Origin of the sequence: Thalassospira lucentensis (assembly GCF_001613805.1) — a bacterium.
GTDB lineage: Bacteria > Pseudomonadota > Alphaproteobacteria > Rhodospirillales > Thalassospiraceae > Thalassospira > Thalassospira lucentensis_A.
In genome coordinates this window covers 14047-30968 of record NZ_LPVY01000004.1, presented here as the reverse complement: position 1 = coordinate 30968, position 16922 = coordinate 14047, and the positions used below count along the sequence as shown (strand labels likewise).

Genomic DNA, 16922 nt, shown 5'->3' with positions numbered 1-16922 from the left:
CGCTATACTTGTGTCTGGTTTTTCCGCCGGACTTCCAGGATGGGCTGCCCGGATTTGAACCATTGTGGTTCGGACCGGGACGCGGCATGTAGCTGCATAACCGGCTTGTTTGTGCGGAAACGGCATTGCAGGCAGTTGGTAGTCCCTATCCGGTCTATACTGACACCGCGCGCGCGATTGCGCCGCAGAACCGTCTGCTTGCGTCCGTCGACAGCATCCAAAGCAGTACTTCCCAGAATACCAGCCGCAGCAATGATGCCCTGCGTCATAGCAGTTCGGCATCGCAGGATTTGCGCGGATCACTTGGGCGCGCAGATGATCTTCTTGATGTCGCTGCCAACGATCTTTCGCGGATCGGTTCCGTTCTTGATGAGATTGATACGCTGGTCACCAGCGTTGAAAACAATTCATCGCTTTCGCGGACAGAGCGCGCATTTATTTCATCACAGATTCAGGATTATCTCGAACAGATCGACGATATTGCGGCCAGCAGCAATTACGATGGTCAAGATCTGCTTATTAGTGACCGAACAATTGAATTGCAGATCGGGTCCGGCACGACATCCAGTGATCGCCTGAATGTCGAACTGTTTGCATCTGGTACCGAGGGACTGGCCACCGGCTTATCCGCCATTGATGTTTCGGATGATGCGGCAGTTTCGAATGCGCGTGATCTTGTCGATGCCGCGCAGGAAGCGCTTTCCAGCCGGGAACTGTCATTACAGGCGGATCGTCAAAGCATTGCCGGTGCCGCAGATCGCAGCCGCGTTTCGCAGGTCGCGGGGGATAATATCCTGCAGGCGCAGCTTGCCGCCGCCGAGCCAAACATCACCGATCAGGCACGGTCAGGAATTATAGAGGCATTCCAGGGCTATCTTGGTGAGGTATCCGCACGGTTGCAGGACCAGACCGTGACCGTTGGGGGCATCAGCCTGCCAGAACCGCGGCCAGAACCTGTTACCGAACGGGATGATCCGTTTGCCTATGATCCAAATGCGGATCCGTTTGACCGGGATGATACGGAATACTTCACGCCGGATGCGCGAACAAATACCAGTAATCCGCCTCTATCCACCGGGTTTGGTGGCTATGACAGCAACGGTAGTGGCACGGGAATTGGCGGGGCTTCATCAGGCGGCGGGGCAGGTGGTGCGAGTGGAACCAGTGGATCGCGTGTATCGATAGAAGCCTGATGTTCTTGTCCTTGCCCCTGACAGAGACCTAAAAAGACCTCTATTCGATATATTCCCCGTCATAGATGCCCCAGTAACCCTGTCGCGGTGCCCATCCCTCGAAGTCGCCAAACTGTAACTGGCACCAGTCAACAGAACGCGGGCAGGTTTCGATCTTGCCGATGACGGAATTGGAAATCAGGGCGATCTTGCGCGCATTTTCATCGGCTGCGGAATAAAGCGTGATGGTATCGGCGGTAACAATCACATGGCGCGATCCAAGCAAAAGGCTTTGATGTACCCATCCTTCGCTGCCTTCCCAGTCGCGAACCTTGCGCCAGGTGTCAAATTCCGAAATCACTTCCATCGGCATGTTGCGGCGCTGATAAATCCAGACCTTTGGATATCGCAGACCGGGTCCGGATCGCAGGTGAACCTTATCTGATCGCAACGCAACAAAGCGCGGGATCGGCAGACCTGACTCCTGTGCGCTGGCGACAATCGGCGCGCCAAGGCTGCCAAGGATCATCATGGCGATAAAAGTATGAAGGAATTTACGGCTGATCCGCGGCATTGTGACGGTTTTCCCTGCTCTTTCTTCTGCTGCCGGAAATCGGCTAACCTCAGTCTTTAAGAAATAAAATTACAAAAATGACGTCAAAATTCTTGCTTTAATACCCTGTGCCGTGGCATCACTGCATTGCGGCAAGAGCGCATTTGGCGCATGAAACCCATCTTGTCAGCAAAAGAGTTAAAAGACCGCATAGGAACGGCAGATGACCAAGAAAAAACCGCTCGTCATCGTGACCCGCAAACTGCCGGAAGCGATTGAAACCCGCATGATGGAACTGTTTGATGCGCGCCTGAACATCGACGATGTGCCGATGTCCAAGCCCGAACTGATCGAAGCGGTCAAACAGGCAGATGTCCTTGTCCCGACGGTAACCGACCGGATCGATTCCGCCGTGCTTGCCCATGCGGGGCCGAATTTGCGCCTGATCGCCAATTTCGGGACGGGTGTTGACCATGTCGATCTGCAAACCGCACGGTCGCGCGGCATCACCGTGACCAACACACCCGATGTCCTGACCGAAGACACCGCCGACATGACGATGGCGCTGATTCTTGCGGTATCGCGTCGCGTGGCCGAAGGTGAACGCATGATCCGCAGCGGCGAATGGAGCGGCTGGGCGCCAACATCCATGCTGGGGCATCGTATCTGGGGCAAGCGGCTTGGCATTGTTGGCATGGGGCGCATCGGCCGGGCATTGGCGCGCCGTGCCAAAGGTTTTGGCCTGTCGGTGCATTACCATAACCGCCGTCGTGTTCATCCCGATACCGAGGCGGAACTGGATGCGACCTGGTGGGAAAGCCTGGATCAGATGCTGGCGCATGTTGATATCGTGTCGGTCAACTGCCCGCACACCCCGGCAACCTATCATTTACTGTCGGCCCGTCGCCTTAAACTGATGCAGCCGCATGCCATTCTGGTCAACACGGCGCGTGGCGAGATTGTTGACGAACCGGCACTGACCCGAATGCTGGCTGATCGCGAGATCGCCGGGGCCGGGCTTGACGTGTTCGAACATGAACCGGCAGTGAACCCGAAATTGCTTGAGCTGCAGAACGCTGTTTTGCTGCCGCATATGGGGTCGGCCACCATTGAGGGGCGTGTTGATATGGGCGAAAAGGTCCTGATCAATATCAAGACCTTTGTTGATGGTCACACGCCGCCGGATCGGGTGATTGAAGGGCTTCTGTAAGGACCTGATATATATCCTTTGGCGATACCTGTGGTGGAATTGATGTGCCGGGTAATGTTATCCGGCACATTGCGTTTCGTAGGGTGATTGGCCTTAAGACGACACAGGTTGCTTTGCCGGTTTGGTGAATATTTTCGCGGCCTGCCCGATAACCAGCGGTACCAGACTTCCCCCGATCACCAGAAGCCATCCCGTGCCGCTTGGCGGTGCAATCATGAGCAGCCGGGACAGTGCGGGAACATAAAGCGTCAACCCGATCAGGAGCACGCAAATTCCCAAGGCAATCCAGATGAAAGGGTTGCGGGTAACATCGTTGAAAATCCAGCCGGAAGATCGGGCACGCATGTTGAAAACATGCAGCAACTGTGCGGTTGCAAGTGTCAGGAATGATACCGACAAAGCTTCCTGATCCCCAAGGTTGAAAACATGCAGTGCCATGGCGAAAGCACCAAGTACTCCGACCGTAATCAATGCGCCGTAAAAAAGAATGCCGCCCCAATCCTGTTTGGTCAGAACCGGTGTTTTGGGATCGCGTGGGGGCTGGTTCATCACATGCCGGTCTCCTTCGCCAATACCAAGTGCGAAAGCCGGAAACACGTCCGTTACAAGGTTAAGATACAAAATCTGCAACGGCAGAAGCGGTAAGGGAAGACCGCTTGGCACGGCAAGGCCGATCACGAGTATCTCGCTGAGATTGCATGACATCAGATACAGCACAAAGGTGCGTATATTGGCAAAAATAACCCTTCCCTGATGCATCGCGGTTACGATTGACGGGAAGGCATCGTCACGCAGAACCATGTCTGCGGCTTCGCGGGCGACGTCTGTGCCTCTTTTGCCCATTGCGATGCCGATATCGGCTTTTTTAAGCGCGGGGGCATCGTTAACGCCATCGCCAGTCATGGCAACAATGGCACCTGCCTGCTGGTGAAGGGAAACCAGATTTAATTTTGCTTCGGGGCTGACCCTTGCAAAAACGGGGGTGGCAAGAATGCGGTCACGTTCTGTTTTCTGTGTCAGGTCGGTTGCCTGAAGCATCCTGCCTTCAAGCCCGGATGCCGTTGCATCGCAAAGTCCGACTTGCGTCGCAATATTTCTGGCGGTGCCGATATGATCGCCCGTTACCATGATGACCCGAACCCCCGCCGCATGACAGGCCTGTATTGCGGCAGGAACATCTTCTCGCGGGGGATCAAGAAGGGCGATCAGGCCAATCAGGATCAGATCCTGATAGGGGGGCGTATCGACCGCAGGGGCATTTTTCATGGCGAGAGCAAGAACGCGCAAGCCCTTTTGCGTCATGTCATTGCTTAAATCCGACCAGCGCCGCCGGGCTTTTTCGTCCATTTCACGCGAGCCATGATTTTCAAGGAAGCCGGTGCTGTTTTTTATGACGGCTTCGGGTGCGCCCTTGATCGCAACAAACAGGGTATCGGGGTTATTTTGATCGCGATGAAAGGTTGCCATCATGCGGGTCTGCGCGCTGAAAGCTTCTTTGGCGATTTCGGGGTATCTGGCTTGTTGTTCTGTCTGGTCAATGCCTGCATTCCGGGCGACTTCAAGCAGGGCCAGTTCCATCGGGTCGCCAATATGCTTTTCCGTGCTGCCGGATGGCAGCAGAATTGCATCGTTGCACAAAACGGCAATCCGTATGGCCAGTTCTTCCGGGCTGTTTGCTGCCAGCAATGCGCCAGGAGATGACGTAAAATCAACTTCGTTTTCCGAGGTCCTGAGGGCCACGACCGTCATCCGGTTTTCGGTAAGCGTTCCGGTTTTATCGGTCATGATAACCGTGGTCGCACCCAGCGTTTCAACGGCTGACAGGTTCTTGATCAGGGCATTGCGTTTCGCCATCCGCCACATCCCGCGGGCAAGGGCAACCGTTGCAACAATCGGCAATCCTTCTGGGACGGCGGCAATCGCAAGGGCGATACCGGTCTTGAGCATCATCACCATGTCTTTGCCGACATAAATGCCGACAATGGCGATGCATATGGTCAGTCCCAAAGTGGCCCAGATAAGATGACCAGCCAGCGTATCAAGACGTTTTTCAAGCGGTGATGTTTCGGCTTCTGCCATTTCGGTCATCGCCGCGATATGACCAAGTTCGGTTGTCATTCCGGTGGCAACACAGACACCCGATCCGTCCCCGCGGCTGATGGCTGTGCCCTTGAACACCATATTCGTGCGATCACCAAGCGGCAGGTTTTCATCGGTTCTGGCATCATCGGGCAGGTTGATGGTTTTGTCCGTCGGAACGGATTCCCCTGTCAAAGCAGATTCATCTGCCTGCAGGTTGCTGCATTCTATCAAACGGATATCAGCCGGAATAATGTCGCCCGCTTCAAAGATAACAATATCGCCCGGTACGATGTCGCGGGCCTCCAGCACGTGGATTTGCCCATCCCGCCTTACCTTGGCGTGAACACTTGAAAGCTTTAGCAATGCCTCCATCGAACGGATGGCCCTGAATTCGGATGTAAAGCCGATGGCTGCATTGATGATCAGCACCACGACGATGGCAATGCCCTCGGTCAGGTCGCCGAAATAAAATGAAAGGGCCGCGGCACCGGCCAGCATATAGACAATCAGCCCCACAAATTGCCGGATCAGGATGGTCCAGAAAGAGACGTGCTTCTGGTCCTCAAGGCTGTTCCTGCCGTATTTCTTCCGGCGTTCTGTGGCGTCCGTTTCCGAAAGGCCGATCTCGGGGGAAACATTCAGATGTGCAAGGATTTCCGGTAATGGCTGAATATGATGATCGGACATGCAGAAACCTTTGCAACCAGCAACGAGCAGACGGGCAGGCACCAGCAAACTAGGTCACTAAATCAGTGACCGGTCAAGCAACCGGCCATTTGAGGTCACCTGATTTGATGGTGCAGTATCCTCCTGACAGCTTCTGACAGGGAGGCGGATTAAATCCGTACTCAAAGCATTTCAATTTATCAGCAGCTTGGGTATCAGTAAGGACAATATTACCATCAGGATTTCCTTCAAGGGGGCCACCATGAGTTTCGTCTTTTCTGCTGCCAAACCTGTTACCGTTCCGGTGCAGAATTCGGATCAGCTTTTTCCGGTCAATCGCATCTTCTGCATCGGCAAGAACTATGCCGACCATGTGCGCGAAATGGGTTCCGACCCCGCCGATACTCCGCCCTGCATTTTCATGAAGCCGACCGACTGCCTTAAAGTCGGGAATGGCGATCTTGCCTATCCGTCGGGTACCGAAGACCTGCATTACGAGGGCGAGCTTGTTGTGGCCCTTGGTGCGGGTGGCAAGAATCTGGATCGTGCAGCGGTTGAAGCCGCCATTTTCGGATATGCCGCAGGCCTTGATATGACACGCCGTGATGTGCAGGCCGGTCTTAAGGACCGTCGTTTGCCATGGGATATGGCAAAGTCCTTTGATGATTGTGCCGCGATTTCGGCAATCCGGCCCAAGTCCGATGCCGGTAATCCGCAGGCAACCAATCTTAAACTGTCGGTCAATGGATCGGTCAAACAGGATGATACCACGGCCAAGATGATCTGGCCGATGGTTGATGCGCTGGTGCATCTTTCGACACTGATCGAACTTAAAGCCGGCGATCTGCTGTTTACCGGAACGCCCGAAGGTGTCGGTCAGGTGGTTCGCGGTGATCGCATGGATGTTGTCATTGCTGGTGTTGCGGAACTGTCGGTCACGCTGAAATAGCATCAGGATATCGAGATACCGGGATTAAAGGGTCAGGGCCCAATTCACCTCATCAGGAAACGGAGTCCGTTTTGAAAATCGTCAGTTGGAATATCAATTCCGTTCGATTGCGCATCGAACAGGTCATAAAGTTTTTAGAAGAACAACAACCCGATGCGCTGTGTCTTCAAGAACTGAAATGCCCGGACGAGCATTTCCCCCACGAGGCATTCGAAGCCGCCGGTTACATTCATCGTCATAACCATGGCATGAAAAGCTATAACGGTGTTGCGATCCTGTCGCGTTTGCCGTTTGCCAAAACCGATATCAGGCATTTCTGCGGCAAGGAAGACCGCCGTCACTGTATGGTGACGTTTGAAAACGGGGTCGAGCTGCACAATTTCTACATCCCGGCCGGGGGCGATGAACCGGATGTGACGATCAATGAAAAGTTCGCCCACAAACTTTCCTTCCTTGATGAAATGACCGCTTGGTGGGCGGAACGCCGGGTTGCCGACCCGGATCGCAAGGCCATTCTGGTTGGGGATTTCAATATTGCCCCGTCGGAAAATGACGTCTGGTCGCACAAGCAGCTTTTGAAAGTTGTCAGCCACACACCGATTGAAGTTGAAAAGCTCGAAGCATTCCGTAAATCCGGTGATTTCGTGGACTCGGTGCGTGAAATCGTCGAAGAGCCGGAAAAACTGTTCAGCTGGTGGAGCTATCGTTCACGCGACTGGCGGGCCAGCAACAAGGGGCGTCGTCTGGATCATGTCTGGATGACACCGAATATGGCCGGATCGGTTCGTACCGCATCGGTCTATGACCTTGCCCGTGACTGGGAAAAACCATCCGATCATGCACCGGTGGTTGTCGAGTTCAATATCTGAATACCGTTTTTTCAGCATCAAACAGCGGGCCGGATTTATCCAGCCCGCTGTTTTTTCGTCTAAAAGGTCTTGATCACGGGGCGTGCCGGGGTGAAGCTTCTGATTGAACCCGGAAACGAACGTCCCCAATTCTTTAAGCAATTTTATCCCGATGAAACAAAAAACAGGATACGGGCAATGAAAAAGATCCTCATCGCGTTGGCAGCCATCATTTTGCTGGTCGTTGCCGGACTGGTGTATGTCTATGTCAATCTTGACAATATCGTCAAAGCAACCATCGAAGAGGCTGGAACCCGTGTGACGCTGGCCGATGTGACGGTGGATAATGTCAAGATTGAAACCACCCAGAACACGGCATCCATTGGCGGGCTGGTTGTCGGGAACCCGGATGGTTTTGAAACCGACCATGCCTTTTCGCTGGGCAATATTTCGGTGCGACTGGATGGTTCGACCCTTACCAGCAATACCATCCGCGTGATCGAGGTGATCGTGGATGCGCCCAGTGTGACCTACGAATTGGGGCAGGGTTCGTCAAACATCGCGACCATTCAGCGCAATGTTGAAAGCTTTGTCCAGCGTGTCTCCGGCCCGACCGGTGCAGGTGGCGACAAGGCAGATACCGCCGCCGATGACGGTTCGGGTACCAAGGTCGTGATTGATAATGTCTATATCCGCAACGGCAATGTCAGTGTGTCGGCCGCGATGCTGCAGGGTAAAAAACTGTCTTCGGGACTTCCTGAAATCCACCTTAAGGACATTGGCAAGGAAGAAGGCGGGGCGACCCCGGCGCAAGTCGCCGAAGAAATCATCACCGCCCTTAACACCGCGGTGTTCAAATCGGTTTCCAGTCTGAATGTCGATGGACTTTTGCAGGGGGTCGGTGACCTTGGCAAAGGTGTCACCGGATTGATTGGAGGTGCTGCCACCGGGACCGGCGGCGCGGTCAAGAACGGTGCGGGTGCAGTTGGTGAAGCGGTCAAGGGACTGTTTGGCGGTTCGTCCGAATAACGGGACTCGGAACCAGAATTACGGGATATTTCAATAATACCCGTATAATCAATGTCTTGGCGGAAGGAGCGGTTATCGCTTCTTCTGTTTTCTTTTTAGGAACGAATTCACGGCCTGACCGCACGGCATAAGGATAGTCCGCATATTACTGATGTGCGATTTTCTCTATCCCCCTGCTTTTTTTCATGAATTTGGTTTCCATATATTTTGGGGTGTGGAAACATTTCACCAAAGGCTGGTGTCGTCTTGGGGAGCCCTGTTCGGTAATACGAACCGAACAAGGTTATTTTCGGGGTCGGGTCACCTTTCCGATCTGGTCATCGACAACGATTTGCACCGCCAAATACGGATCGGCATCTTGTGCCGGTCACAGGGGCGTTTGCCATCAAGCCGGATAAACCGGTTGGTTGCGCATCCTGAAAACAAAATGATTGGGATTGGGATCATTATTGTCGTCATCCAGACAAGGAGTGAAGACCAATGAGAGCTAAACTGCTTTTCGCTGTTTCCGCTGCGGCATTTCTTGGTGCCTGCGCCAATATGGACATTCCGGGCGTTCGCGGGATGGCCGATGAAGGTTCGGCCTTCGACGCAGCCCTTCATCAGGGTTATTCCGATCTTGCCCAGGCAGAATATGAAGAGGCGGACTGGGTGGATGCACGTTACTTCACCAACCGCGCGAAAATGGCGGCAAAGGGACAGGATACAGGTCCACAGCCGCTGGCAGACCGTGATCTGCCGGAAAATGGCCTCTCGGAAATCAGCGTTGCACGCGCTGATATGATGGCAGCATTCGACGCCGGCGGTCGTGACAAGTCGCCACAGGCGGCCGGGCGTACGCAGGTTGGGTTCGATTGCTGGATGCAGGAACTTGAAGAAAACATCCAGCAGGAAGATATCGACAATTGCCGTGCGGCTTTCTATCAGGCACTTGCCATCGTTCAGGCCGATATCGCCCCATCGGAGGGCATGGCCAAAGCCGCGCCAATGATGATGCCCGAACCGATGAATATCTATTTCGCGTTCGACAGCGCTGTTCTGGGTGACAAGGCAATGCCGGTCGTGACCGGAATTGTCGAGGCATATGAAAAATACGATCCGAAAATGATCAGTCTGACGGCATATGCTGACCGTGCCGGGGATGCGATGTATAACGATATGCTTGCCAAATCGCGTGTCGATGCGGTGGTCAAGGCATTGCGTGATCATGGTATCAGCCCAAGCAAGCTTGCCATCAGCATCAGTGGTGAGGCCAATGTACCGGTTCCGACGGCCGATGGGGTCGCCGAACAGGGCAACAGGGTCGTTACAGTCAAATTTGAAGACGGCATGTAAGCCGACACAACAAAGAGGATGAATTCATGCGGTTACTCATCGCACTTCTGCTGCCGTGGTTGTTGTTCTTTACTATCGGGCGGCCAATCGCCGGCATCATCTGCCTGATCCTTCAGATTACTCTTCTGGGCTGGATTCCGGCGGCGATCTGGGCAGTTTATGCGCTGAGCCAGTACAATACCGACAAAAAAATCAGTCAGGCCATGGGCGGTGGGCAGGGTTAAATCCCGGCAACGCGTTCAGGTATTTTGAGGATTGGCGGGTAACCGCATTGCATCTGAAAGGCAGGCCTTCGGGCCTGCTTTTTTGTTAATGCATGTGGCGGCGAACACCGCCGATAAACCGGGATATCAGTTGTGAGACGGTAAAGCGTGTGATCACAAATGTGACAAAGCCAGCAATTCCGGGCCAGTACCATGCCTGCACTTCCGGTCGGGTGCTTTGTTCAACCAATCCGTAAACGATGGCTGCCAGTCCTGCGCCCGCCAGAAAAGCCAGACGCCTGCGATAGCGGCCGATAAAAGGTGCAAATAACCACATCGCCCCGCTTTCCTATGCTTTCAACCGGCAGTCAGGATTGCTGTCTGGCTTCAATGCTGCCCGCCGCCGATATCGCGCGCAAGGCGGGCGGCAAAGTCGTCCGTCATGCCCGATATGTAATCTAGGATCGTCAGATACAGGTTGTAAAGCGGTGCGCCGACCGGCATTGAATCATTGCCGATCAGTTCGCGAACCCGCCCGGTGCGATAGGAAAGCTCGGCGTCATCCTTGGCCTGATGGATTTCAAGTGCTGTCTTGCAGAAGGTATCAAGCAGTGTTTCAAGGCAGGCAAATGCGCCGACCTCGATCTGGACTTTGCGCCGGTTCAGAATGATCTGCTTTTCGGAAAACTGTTTGGCGGTGGCGATCATTTCGTTGAACGGACCATCGGCACAGGACAGAAGATCACCATCGACGGCCCCGTTCAGCAGTAGTTCTTCGCGGGTGACAAATGCATCGGTCAGGGCATCGAGCAGCCCGGTGATGATCTTGCCGCGCAGGAAGGTCATCTTGCGCCGGATGTTGGTTTCACGGTGATATTCGGCGGGAATGTCGCCCGGGATGCAGGGCAATAACAGGTTTTCAAAGACGCTGAAATCAACCAGTTCCAGTTCGACGCCATCTTCGATATCAATCAGGGCATAACAGACATCATCGGCCGCCTCGACCAGATAAACCAGCGGATGACGGCAAAATGATTGCGCCCCGGTGCGGATCAGGCCGGTGGCATCGGCGACTTCGGTCAGCAAATCCATTTCACGCTGAAATGCACCGAATTTCATTTTTTCAGGATAGGGACTGCCAATCGCCGACCACGGATATTTTACAAAACTTGCCAGCGTCGCATAGGTCAGGCGCATGCCGCCGTCATAAAGGCCGCTTCGTTTATGGGTCAGTAACCTGAACCCCTGCGCATTGCCTTCAAAGGTGGTCAGATCGGCACGTTCGGCCTCTGACAACGGCGCAAGATATTTGGGGTCGGCATCCAGAAACCACTGACGCACGGCATATTCCCCGGCATGGCCGAATGGTGGATTGCCGATATCGTGGGCAAGGGCGGCGGCCTGAACAATGGCGGCCATATGATCGGGTTCAATTCCGTCGGGCAGGTGGCCTTTTTCGGCCAATTGATGGCCGACCATAAGTCCCATGGACCGTGCCACACAGGATACTTCAAGACTATGGGTCAGGCGGGTATGGACATTGTCGTTTTCAGGCAGCGGATGAACCTGCGTCTTGCGTTGCAGACGCCGGAATGCCGACGAAAAAATGATCCGGTCGTAATCCTTGTGAAAATCGGATCGACCGAACGCACCGACGCTTGAATGTCGTGTGCCCAGACGTTCAGGCGACAGCAATTTTTGCCAGTTCATCATCGGTTTTGCATCCTGAGTCTATCGGTCGCATACATGTTCGTGTCGCACTATGGCGCAAACTTCATGACATAATCGTAAAGTGACGGGCTTAAAATGTCGGGCGATGCTTCATTTCATGCTCGTTTACATTATCCCGGCGTTGCCGCCGAACCGGCCAGCAATCCACCATCAATTGTCAGTTCCGTTCCCGTCATGTAAGTGGCTTCATCCGATGCCAGCAAAACGGCAAGTGCCGCGACTTCGTCCGGGGTGCCGAAACGCTTGGCCGGTGTATCAGCGACAAGGGTTGCCATGCGGGCGTCGCGATCCGGACCGTTGCCAAGCATCGGTTCCCACATCGGTGTCAGAATGGCGGCGGGATGGATTGAATTGCAGCGAATATTGTAACCCTGTTGTGCGCAATATAGCGCGACAGTTTTGCTGTGATTGCGAATGGCTGCCTTGGACGAGGCATAGGCCGCCGCAGCCGGAATGCCAACCATTCCCGAGCGCGATGAAACATTAATGATCGAGCCCGATTTACGCTGGCGCATGGCCCTGATGGCGTAGCGACACCCCATAAATGTACCGTCAAGATTAACCTGATGGACTGCGCGCCAGTCGGCAAGTGATGCATTTTCCGGATCATGTGCGACGATGCTGTCTTCAAAACCAGTAATGCCAGCATTGTTGACCATGACATCAATGGCCGGATAGGCATCGGCAAGTTTTTGCCAGTCATCCTCGTTGCCGACATCAAGGCGCATGGTTTTACAACCTGTCTCCTTGGCAAATGCCAGAAGCGCACCTTCGTCTCGGTCGGTTGCTATGACGTCAGCACCTTCTTTGATAAAGGCTTTTGAAATCGCAGCACCAATGCCGCGCGCCGCACCGGTTATGATGCAAATCCGGTTTTCAAGTCGTTTCATGGTCGCTTCGTTCCCTGTTCGGCCTTTGATGGCCTTTGCCGGTTTCGGTGTTATAGCCAAAAAGAAAGCGGCGCGTCCATCGACGCGCCGCCATCTTTTGTACGGTGTGGGCAGGGAGAGCCTAGCTACCGAGACCTTTTTCCATCACCAGATCAAGGCGACGGGCAAAGCTGACCGGATCGGGCAGGGATTCGCCTTCCAGAATCCGGGCCTGATCAAGTAACAGGAGGGCGGCGTCATTAAGGATCGGGGCCTTGGCGTCATTGATGGCAATGTCCGACAGCTTTTTGATCAGGCTGTGTTTCGGGTTGATTTCAAGGATGCGCGGGCTGATTTCGTCAACACGGTTGTGCTGCTTCATCAGGCGTTCCATCCGCAAATCCATACCGGTTTCATCGGCAATCAGGCAGCAGGCAGAACTGGTCAGGCGATCTGATTCACGGACATCCTTGATGTTGGTGCCAAGTGCGATCTTGATCGATGCGATCAATGCGTCCAGTGACGCGTCGGATGCGGCATCGTCTTTTTCCTCGTCCTTGGTGTCGTCCTTGTCGTCCGACTTGACATCAGCAAGGTCTGCACCGCCACGGGTGACCGATTTGAAGTCTTTTTCTTCAAACTGGCCAACGGATGGCAACCAGAATTCATCCACCGGGTCGGTCAGCAGCAGAACTTCGATGCCCTTGGCGGCAAAACCTTCAAGCTGCGGGCTGCGTTTGAGCGCATCGACGTCTTCGCCGCTGATATAGTAGATCGCCTTCTGACCATCCTTCATGCGGGTGACATAGTCGGCAAGCGTTGTCCAGCCATCGGAATGGGTGGAACGGAAACGTGCCAGTTTCAGGATGCGGTCGCGGTTGGTGTAGTCTTCATACAGGCCTTCCTTGACGACAGAACCGAAGTTTTCCCAGAAGGTTTCGAAACCTTCGGTGTCTTTCTTCGATGCGGTTTCAAGTTCGGACAGGAGTTTTTTGGTCAGGCCGTTTTTGATTTTCGTCAGGACCGGGTTGTGTTGCAGCATTTCACGCGAAATGTTCAGCGGCAGATCCTGGCTGTCGACAACACCGGATACAAAGCGCAACCAAGGCGGCAGCAGATCATCTGCGCCCTCGGTGATGAAGACCTTGCGGACATAAAGTTTCAGATGGCCTTTGCGCGCCGGATCATAAAGATCGAACGGGCGCATGGTCGGCAGGAAGAGAAGGCCGGTATATTCAATCGCACCTTCGGCCTGATAGTGGATGGTTTTCCACGGATCGTCGAAGGCATGCGAATTGTGTTTGTAGAATTCCTTGTACTGTTCGTCGGTGATGTCGGACTTCGGACGGGTCCAGAGTGCCGATGCCTCGTTCAGGGTTTCGTCATTGCCGTCCGCCTTCATCAGCACAACCGGGATGCCGATATGATCGGAATAGGTTTTGACGATATGGCGCAGGCGGTATTCTTCGGTGAATTCCTTGAAATCATCGGTCAGATGCAGGGTGATCTGGGTGCCATGGCCTTCCATTTCGGCTTCGGCGATGGTGTATTCGCCCTTGCCGTCCGATGACCATTTCCACGCCTGATCTTCACCGGCCTTTTTCGTGACGACTTCGACCTGACCCGCGACCATGAAGGCAGAATAGAAGCCGACGCCGAACTGACCGATCAGGTCTACATCCTTGGCCTTGTCAGATTTCGACAGTGCTTCGACGAATTTTGCCGTTCCGGAATTGGCAATCGTGCCAAGGTTTTCGATCAGGTCGGTCTTGTTCATCCCGATCCCGTTATCGGCAATCGTTAGAACATTGCGGACATTGTCGGTCAGCAGGCGGACCTTGAATTCCGAATCACTGGCGAGCAGTTCTGGCTTGGCAATTGCTTCGTAGCGCAGCTTGTCGCAGGCATCCGAAGCATTGGAAATGAGCTCGCGCAGGAAGATGTCCTTGTTCGAATAAAGCGAATGGACAACGATATCGAGCAGGCGGCTGACTTCAGCCTCGAACCGCATTTTTTCTTCCGTCATGACCTCTGTGTTCTCCTGTAATTTCAATCCACTATGTGCAATTTGCGCGATCAGGTCCCGATTTGGCAACCGTCAGGCAGTGCTTGATATGCGTCAACGCATCTTGCAGCGCAAGCCCTGTATCCTAAGTATATAAAAAGACGGTTTCATTACAGGGCGTGAGGCTTGCGGAAGTTGTCTTAGGTCCTGTCCTGCCCCGAAACGGCAAACGTTTCGGATAATTGCAAGGTGCAATGCCTTGTGAATGTCTCAGGCTCTATAACAGGAGGCCGCAATATGAAGGTTCCCGTTCAAATCACCTACCGTGATGTTGATCAATCAGATGCATTGGACGAGCGTATCCGCTTCAAGGTGCAAAAACTGGAAGAAACCTTCGACCGCATGACAAGTTGTCATGTCATCGTGGAAAGACCCCATGCATCCCACGCACAGGGAAACCGCTATGCGGTTCATTTCGGAATTAATGTGCCGGGTAAGGAGATTATGGTTAAGCGCGATAGTGCCGATCATGCCCATGAGGATGTCTATATCGCGCTCAAAAACAGCTATCAGGCCGCGCGCCGACAGCTCAAGGAGTATGTCGACCGGATGCGCGCCCACTAGGTCCCTGTTAACAACAGCGAGTAAATGAAATGACGGAGCGGTCGGCTGACCGCTCCGTTTATGTTCTGGGCAATGTGATGTGGTTGGGGCCGCTATACATCGCCCGAACGCCAGAGTGCTGTGTAACGGCCCGGCACAGCCTGTTCCAGCATCGGCCCGACACGGGCCAAGTGACCGGCAAACAGTTCCGAAGTGCTCCAGTTTGCAAGATCTTCGCGCGTTTTGAAACGCGACATGATGATCAGCGACCGGCCATCCTCTGAATGCAACAGCCGTCCGCCGAGCAATCCATTGACCCGGCCCGCGACACTTTTCTGAAAGCCGGTCTGAATTTCGATAAATTCGTCAATTCTGTCGGGTTTTGGTGTCACGAGACTTACTGTGACAATCTCATCGCCGGTTTCGGTTTCGCTGTTCATGATGCTGCGACTTCGAGCAGTTCGGCTTTGACTTGCGGATAGCGCCCATCGCGCAATGTGCGGGCCCACCATTTCAGATCGGTGACCATGTTTCTCAGGGCTGTTTCGCTTCCTGCCTTGTCGATTGGATAGCCGTCCGGATCAAACAGGTTCCATACATTGGCGAAACTGACGACGTCGCGCATCGTCACGACGTGCAGTTCGGCAAAAACATGCCGCAGATGTTCAACGGCACGCAAACCACCCGACATTCCGCCATAGGACACAAAAGCCACAGGCTTTCGCCGCCATTCGGCTTTGGCTGAATCGATCAGCAGTTTCAGTTCGCCGGTAAAGCTGTGATTGTATTCCGGGGTTACAACCAGAAAGGCGTCGGCTTCGGCCAGACTGGCTTGCAATTCGGCAACGCCGGGATGTGTATTGCCAACATGGCGCGAAGGCAGATCGAGTTTGGCGGGATCAATCACATCGATGGACAAGTCCGGATCACTTTTCAGGATTTCGACGGCCCATCCGGCAACCGTATCGCAGAACCGGTTTTCACGGGCACTGCCATAGATGACAGCAAGATTGAAAGACTCTTTCATGGCGTGGCTCCTTGATTATTTTGCAACAAGGAGTCATTCTATAGAACCTTAACATTGGTTTAGGTCAATAGCAGATTTCGAATGCAGAAATGCATCACAAAAGAATGACAAAAGGGCAGGGAAATGGAAAAGAGCGGGGTATTGCATCGCTATCTGAGTGTCGGGGAGGTCGCAAAAAGAAGCGGACTTGCGGTATCGGCGATCCATTTTTACGAGCGCAAGGGACTGATTTCCTCGATCCGGACGGATGGCAATCAACGACGTTTTCCGCGCGGTGTCCTGCGCCGGGTCGCGATCATAAAGGTGGCGCAACGCACCGGCATTCCTTTGGCGGAAATAGGCAATGCGTTATCAGGACTGCCAAATAACCGGGCGCCGACAACACAGGACTGGGAAAAGCTTTCGTCGCGGTGGCGTGATGATCTGGATAGCCGGATCGAACAATTGACCCTGCTGCGCGATCAACTGGGTAAATGCATCGGGTGTGGCTGCCTTTCGATCAACGACTGTCCGCTTCGCAACCCGTCGGATGAACTGGCAACGGATGGTCCCGGGGCACGTTTGCTTGAACTTGATGACATACAGGATCACGAACCCTCAGATGGAACGTCTTGATCCGTAACGGAATGCATTGGGATAC

At 53.9% G+C, this 16922-nt stretch carries 17 protein-coding genes; 9 read left to right on the top strand and 8 right to left on the bottom strand.

Translation table 11 applies throughout. The features are described 5' to 3' along the window. The first annotated feature begins 125 nt into the window (after window positions 1-125). Window positions 126-1193: a hypothetical protein gene (locus AUP42_RS04795; RefSeq protein WP_062949451.1), complete on the top strand. Its 1068-nt coding sequence runs from the start codon at window positions 126-128 to the stop codon at window positions 1191-1193. Between the two features lie 40 nt (window positions 1194-1233). On the opposite strand, the gene AUP42_RS04790 is transcribed toward AUP42_RS04795, so the two are convergent. Beyond that, window positions 1234-1746 carry an SH3 domain-containing protein gene (locus AUP42_RS04790; protein WP_062949449.1) on the bottom strand — a complete coding sequence of 171 codons (513 nt, stop codon included), beginning with the start codon at window positions 1744-1746 and terminating at the stop codon, window positions 1234-1236. Window positions 1747-1948: 202 nt separating this feature from the next. Between AUP42_RS04790 and AUP42_RS04785 the strand changes: the two genes are divergently transcribed. Beyond that, complete coding sequence (locus tag AUP42_RS04785; RefSeq protein ID WP_062949447.1) at window positions 1949-2935, top strand: 2-hydroxyacid dehydrogenase; 987 nt, start codon at window positions 1949-1951, stop codon at window positions 2933-2935. Window positions 2936-3028: 93 nt separating this feature from the next. Here AUP42_RS04785 and AUP42_RS04780 read toward each other — a convergent pair whose 3' ends face one another. Beyond that, window positions 3029-5704, bottom strand: a complete 2676-nt coding sequence (locus tag AUP42_RS04780) for a cation-translocating P-type ATPase (RefSeq protein WP_062949445.1) — start codon at window positions 5702-5704, stop codon at window positions 3029-3031. A gap of 241 nt (window positions 5705-5945) precedes the next feature. On the opposite strand from AUP42_RS04780, the gene AUP42_RS04775 reads away from it, so the two are divergent. The 5 genes from AUP42_RS04775 to AUP42_RS04750 all read left to right on the top strand — a co-directional run bounded on the left by AUP42_RS04775 (window position 5946) and on the right by AUP42_RS04750 (window position 10068). Further along, window positions 5946-6632, top strand: coding sequence for a fumarylacetoacetate hydrolase family protein (locus AUP42_RS04775; RefSeq protein WP_062949443.1), 687 nt, complete (start codon window positions 5946-5948; stop codon window positions 6630-6632). A 71-nt stretch (window positions 6633-6703) separates the two neighbouring features. Beyond that, the gene (xth, locus tag AUP42_RS04770; protein WP_037988136.1) at window positions 6704-7501 is read left to right on the top strand and encodes an exodeoxyribonuclease III; all 798 of its coding nucleotides are present in this window, start codon (window positions 6704-6706) and stop codon (window positions 7499-7501) included. 177 nt (window positions 7502-7678) lie between these two features. Continuing rightward, window positions 7679-8509, top strand: a complete 831-nt coding sequence (locus AUP42_RS04765) for a hypothetical protein (RefSeq protein ID WP_062949612.1) — start codon at window positions 7679-7681, stop codon at window positions 8507-8509. A gap of 480 nt (window positions 8510-8989) precedes the next feature. After that, a complete protein-coding gene (locus tag AUP42_RS04755; protein ID WP_062949439.1) occupies window positions 8990-9844 on the top strand; it encodes an OmpA family protein in 855 nt (284 codons plus the stop codon). A gap of 26 nt (window positions 9845-9870) precedes the next feature. Beyond that, window positions 9871-10068, top strand: coding sequence for a YqaE/Pmp3 family membrane protein (locus AUP42_RS04750; RefSeq protein ID WP_007088905.1), 198 nt, complete (start codon window positions 9871-9873; stop codon window positions 10066-10068). An 85-nt stretch (window positions 10069-10153) separates the two neighbouring features. On the opposite strand, the gene AUP42_RS04745 is transcribed toward AUP42_RS04750, so the two are convergent. From AUP42_RS04745 to htpG, 4 genes are all read right to left on the bottom strand, one after another. Continuing rightward, the gene (locus AUP42_RS04745; protein WP_062949437.1) at window positions 10154-10384 is read right to left on the bottom strand and encodes a hypothetical protein; all 231 of its coding nucleotides are present in this window, start codon (window positions 10382-10384) and stop codon (window positions 10154-10156) included. A gap of 50 nt (window positions 10385-10434) precedes the next feature. After that, window positions 10435-11760 carry a deoxyguanosinetriphosphate triphosphohydrolase gene (locus AUP42_RS04740; protein WP_062949435.1) on the bottom strand — a complete coding sequence of 442 codons (1326 nt, stop codon included), beginning with the start codon at window positions 11758-11760 and terminating at the stop codon, window positions 10435-10437. Between the two features lie 128 nt (window positions 11761-11888). Then, window positions 11889-12668, bottom strand: coding sequence for an SDR family NAD(P)-dependent oxidoreductase (locus tag AUP42_RS04735; protein ID WP_062949433.1), 780 nt, complete (start codon window positions 12666-12668; stop codon window positions 11889-11891). Between the two features lie 121 nt (window positions 12669-12789). Beyond that, window positions 12790-14673: a molecular chaperone HtpG gene (gene htpG, locus AUP42_RS04730; protein WP_062949431.1), complete on the bottom strand. Its 1884-nt coding sequence runs from the start codon at window positions 14671-14673 to the stop codon at window positions 12790-12792. Window positions 14674-14949: 276 nt separating this feature from the next. On the opposite strand from htpG, the gene AUP42_RS04725 reads away from it, so the two are divergent. Next, window positions 14950-15276 carry an HPF/RaiA family ribosome-associated protein gene (locus AUP42_RS04725; RefSeq protein WP_062949429.1) on the top strand — a complete coding sequence of 109 codons (327 nt, stop codon included), beginning with the start codon at window positions 14950-14952 and terminating at the stop codon, window positions 15274-15276. A gap of 92 nt (window positions 15277-15368) precedes the next feature. Here AUP42_RS04725 and AUP42_RS04720 read toward each other — a convergent pair whose 3' ends face one another. Beyond that, a complete protein-coding gene (locus AUP42_RS04720; RefSeq protein WP_062949427.1) occupies window positions 15369-15695 on the bottom strand; it encodes an antibiotic biosynthesis monooxygenase family protein in 327 nt (108 codons plus the stop codon). Next, window positions 15692-16282, bottom strand: coding sequence for an NADPH-dependent FMN reductase (locus AUP42_RS04715; RefSeq protein ID WP_062949425.1), 591 nt, complete (start codon window positions 16280-16282; stop codon window positions 15692-15694). The genes AUP42_RS04720 and AUP42_RS04715 overlap by 4 nt, the downstream gene beginning before the upstream one ends. Window positions 16283-16405: 123 nt before the next feature. On the opposite strand from AUP42_RS04715, the gene soxR reads away from it, so the two are divergent. Then, window positions 16406-16897, top strand: coding sequence for a redox-sensitive transcriptional activator SoxR (soxR, locus tag AUP42_RS04710; RefSeq protein WP_062949423.1), 492 nt, complete (start codon window positions 16406-16408; stop codon window positions 16895-16897). Window positions 16898-16922: the final 25 nt, after the last annotated feature.

Excerpts from the sequence above, each read along its gene's own strand:
- AUP42_RS04790 (WP_062949449.1), bottom strand. The coding sequence starts at position 1,746 with ATGCCGCGGATCAGCCGTAAATTCCTTCATACTTTTATCGCCATGATG.
- AUP42_RS04785 (WP_062949447.1), top strand. The coding sequence starts at position 1,949 with ATGACCAAGAAAAAACCGCTCGTCATCGTGACCCGCAAACTGCCGGAA.
- AUP42_RS04780 (WP_062949445.1), bottom strand. The coding sequence starts at position 5,704 with ATGTCCGATCATCATATTCAGCCATTACCGGAAATCCTTGCACATCTG.
- AUP42_RS04775 (WP_062949443.1), top strand. The coding sequence starts at position 5,946 with ATGAGTTTCGTCTTTTCTGCTGCCAAACCTGTTACCGTTCCGGTGCAG.
- AUP42_RS04765 (WP_062949612.1), top strand. The coding sequence starts at position 7,679 with ATGAAAAAGATCCTCATCGCGTTGGCAGCCATCATTTTGCTGGTCGTT.
- AUP42_RS04755 (WP_062949439.1), top strand. The coding sequence starts at position 8,990 with ATGAGAGCTAAACTGCTTTTCGCTGTTTCCGCTGCGGCATTTCTTGGT.
- AUP42_RS04750 (WP_007088905.1), top strand. The coding sequence starts at position 9,871 with ATGCGGTTACTCATCGCACTTCTGCTGCCGTGGTTGTTGTTCTTTACT.
- AUP42_RS04745 (WP_062949437.1), bottom strand. The coding sequence starts at position 10,384 with ATGTGGTTATTTGCACCTTTTATCGGCCGCTATCGCAGGCGTCTGGCT.
- AUP42_RS04740 (WP_062949435.1), bottom strand. The coding sequence starts at position 11,760 with ATGATGAACTGGCAAAAATTGCTGTCGCCTGAACGTCTGGGCACACGA.
- AUP42_RS04735 (WP_062949433.1), bottom strand. The coding sequence starts at position 12,668 with ATGAAACGACTTGAAAACCGGATTTGCATCATAACCGGTGCGGCGCGC.
- htpG (WP_062949431.1), bottom strand. The coding sequence starts at position 14,673 with ATGACGGAAGAAAAAATGCGGTTCGAGGCTGAAGTCAGCCGCCTGCTC.
- AUP42_RS04725 (WP_062949429.1), top strand. The coding sequence starts at position 14,950 with ATGAAGGTTCCCGTTCAAATCACCTACCGTGATGTTGATCAATCAGAT.
- AUP42_RS04720 (WP_062949427.1), bottom strand. The coding sequence starts at position 15,695 with ATGAACAGCGAAACCGAAACCGGCGATGAGATTGTCACAGTAAGTCTC.
- AUP42_RS04715 (WP_062949425.1), bottom strand. The coding sequence starts at position 16,282 with ATGAAAGAGTCTTTCAATCTTGCTGTCATCTATGGCAGTGCCCGTGAA.
- soxR (WP_062949423.1), top strand. The coding sequence starts at position 16,406 with ATGGAAAAGAGCGGGGTATTGCATCGCTATCTGAGTGTCGGGGAGGTC.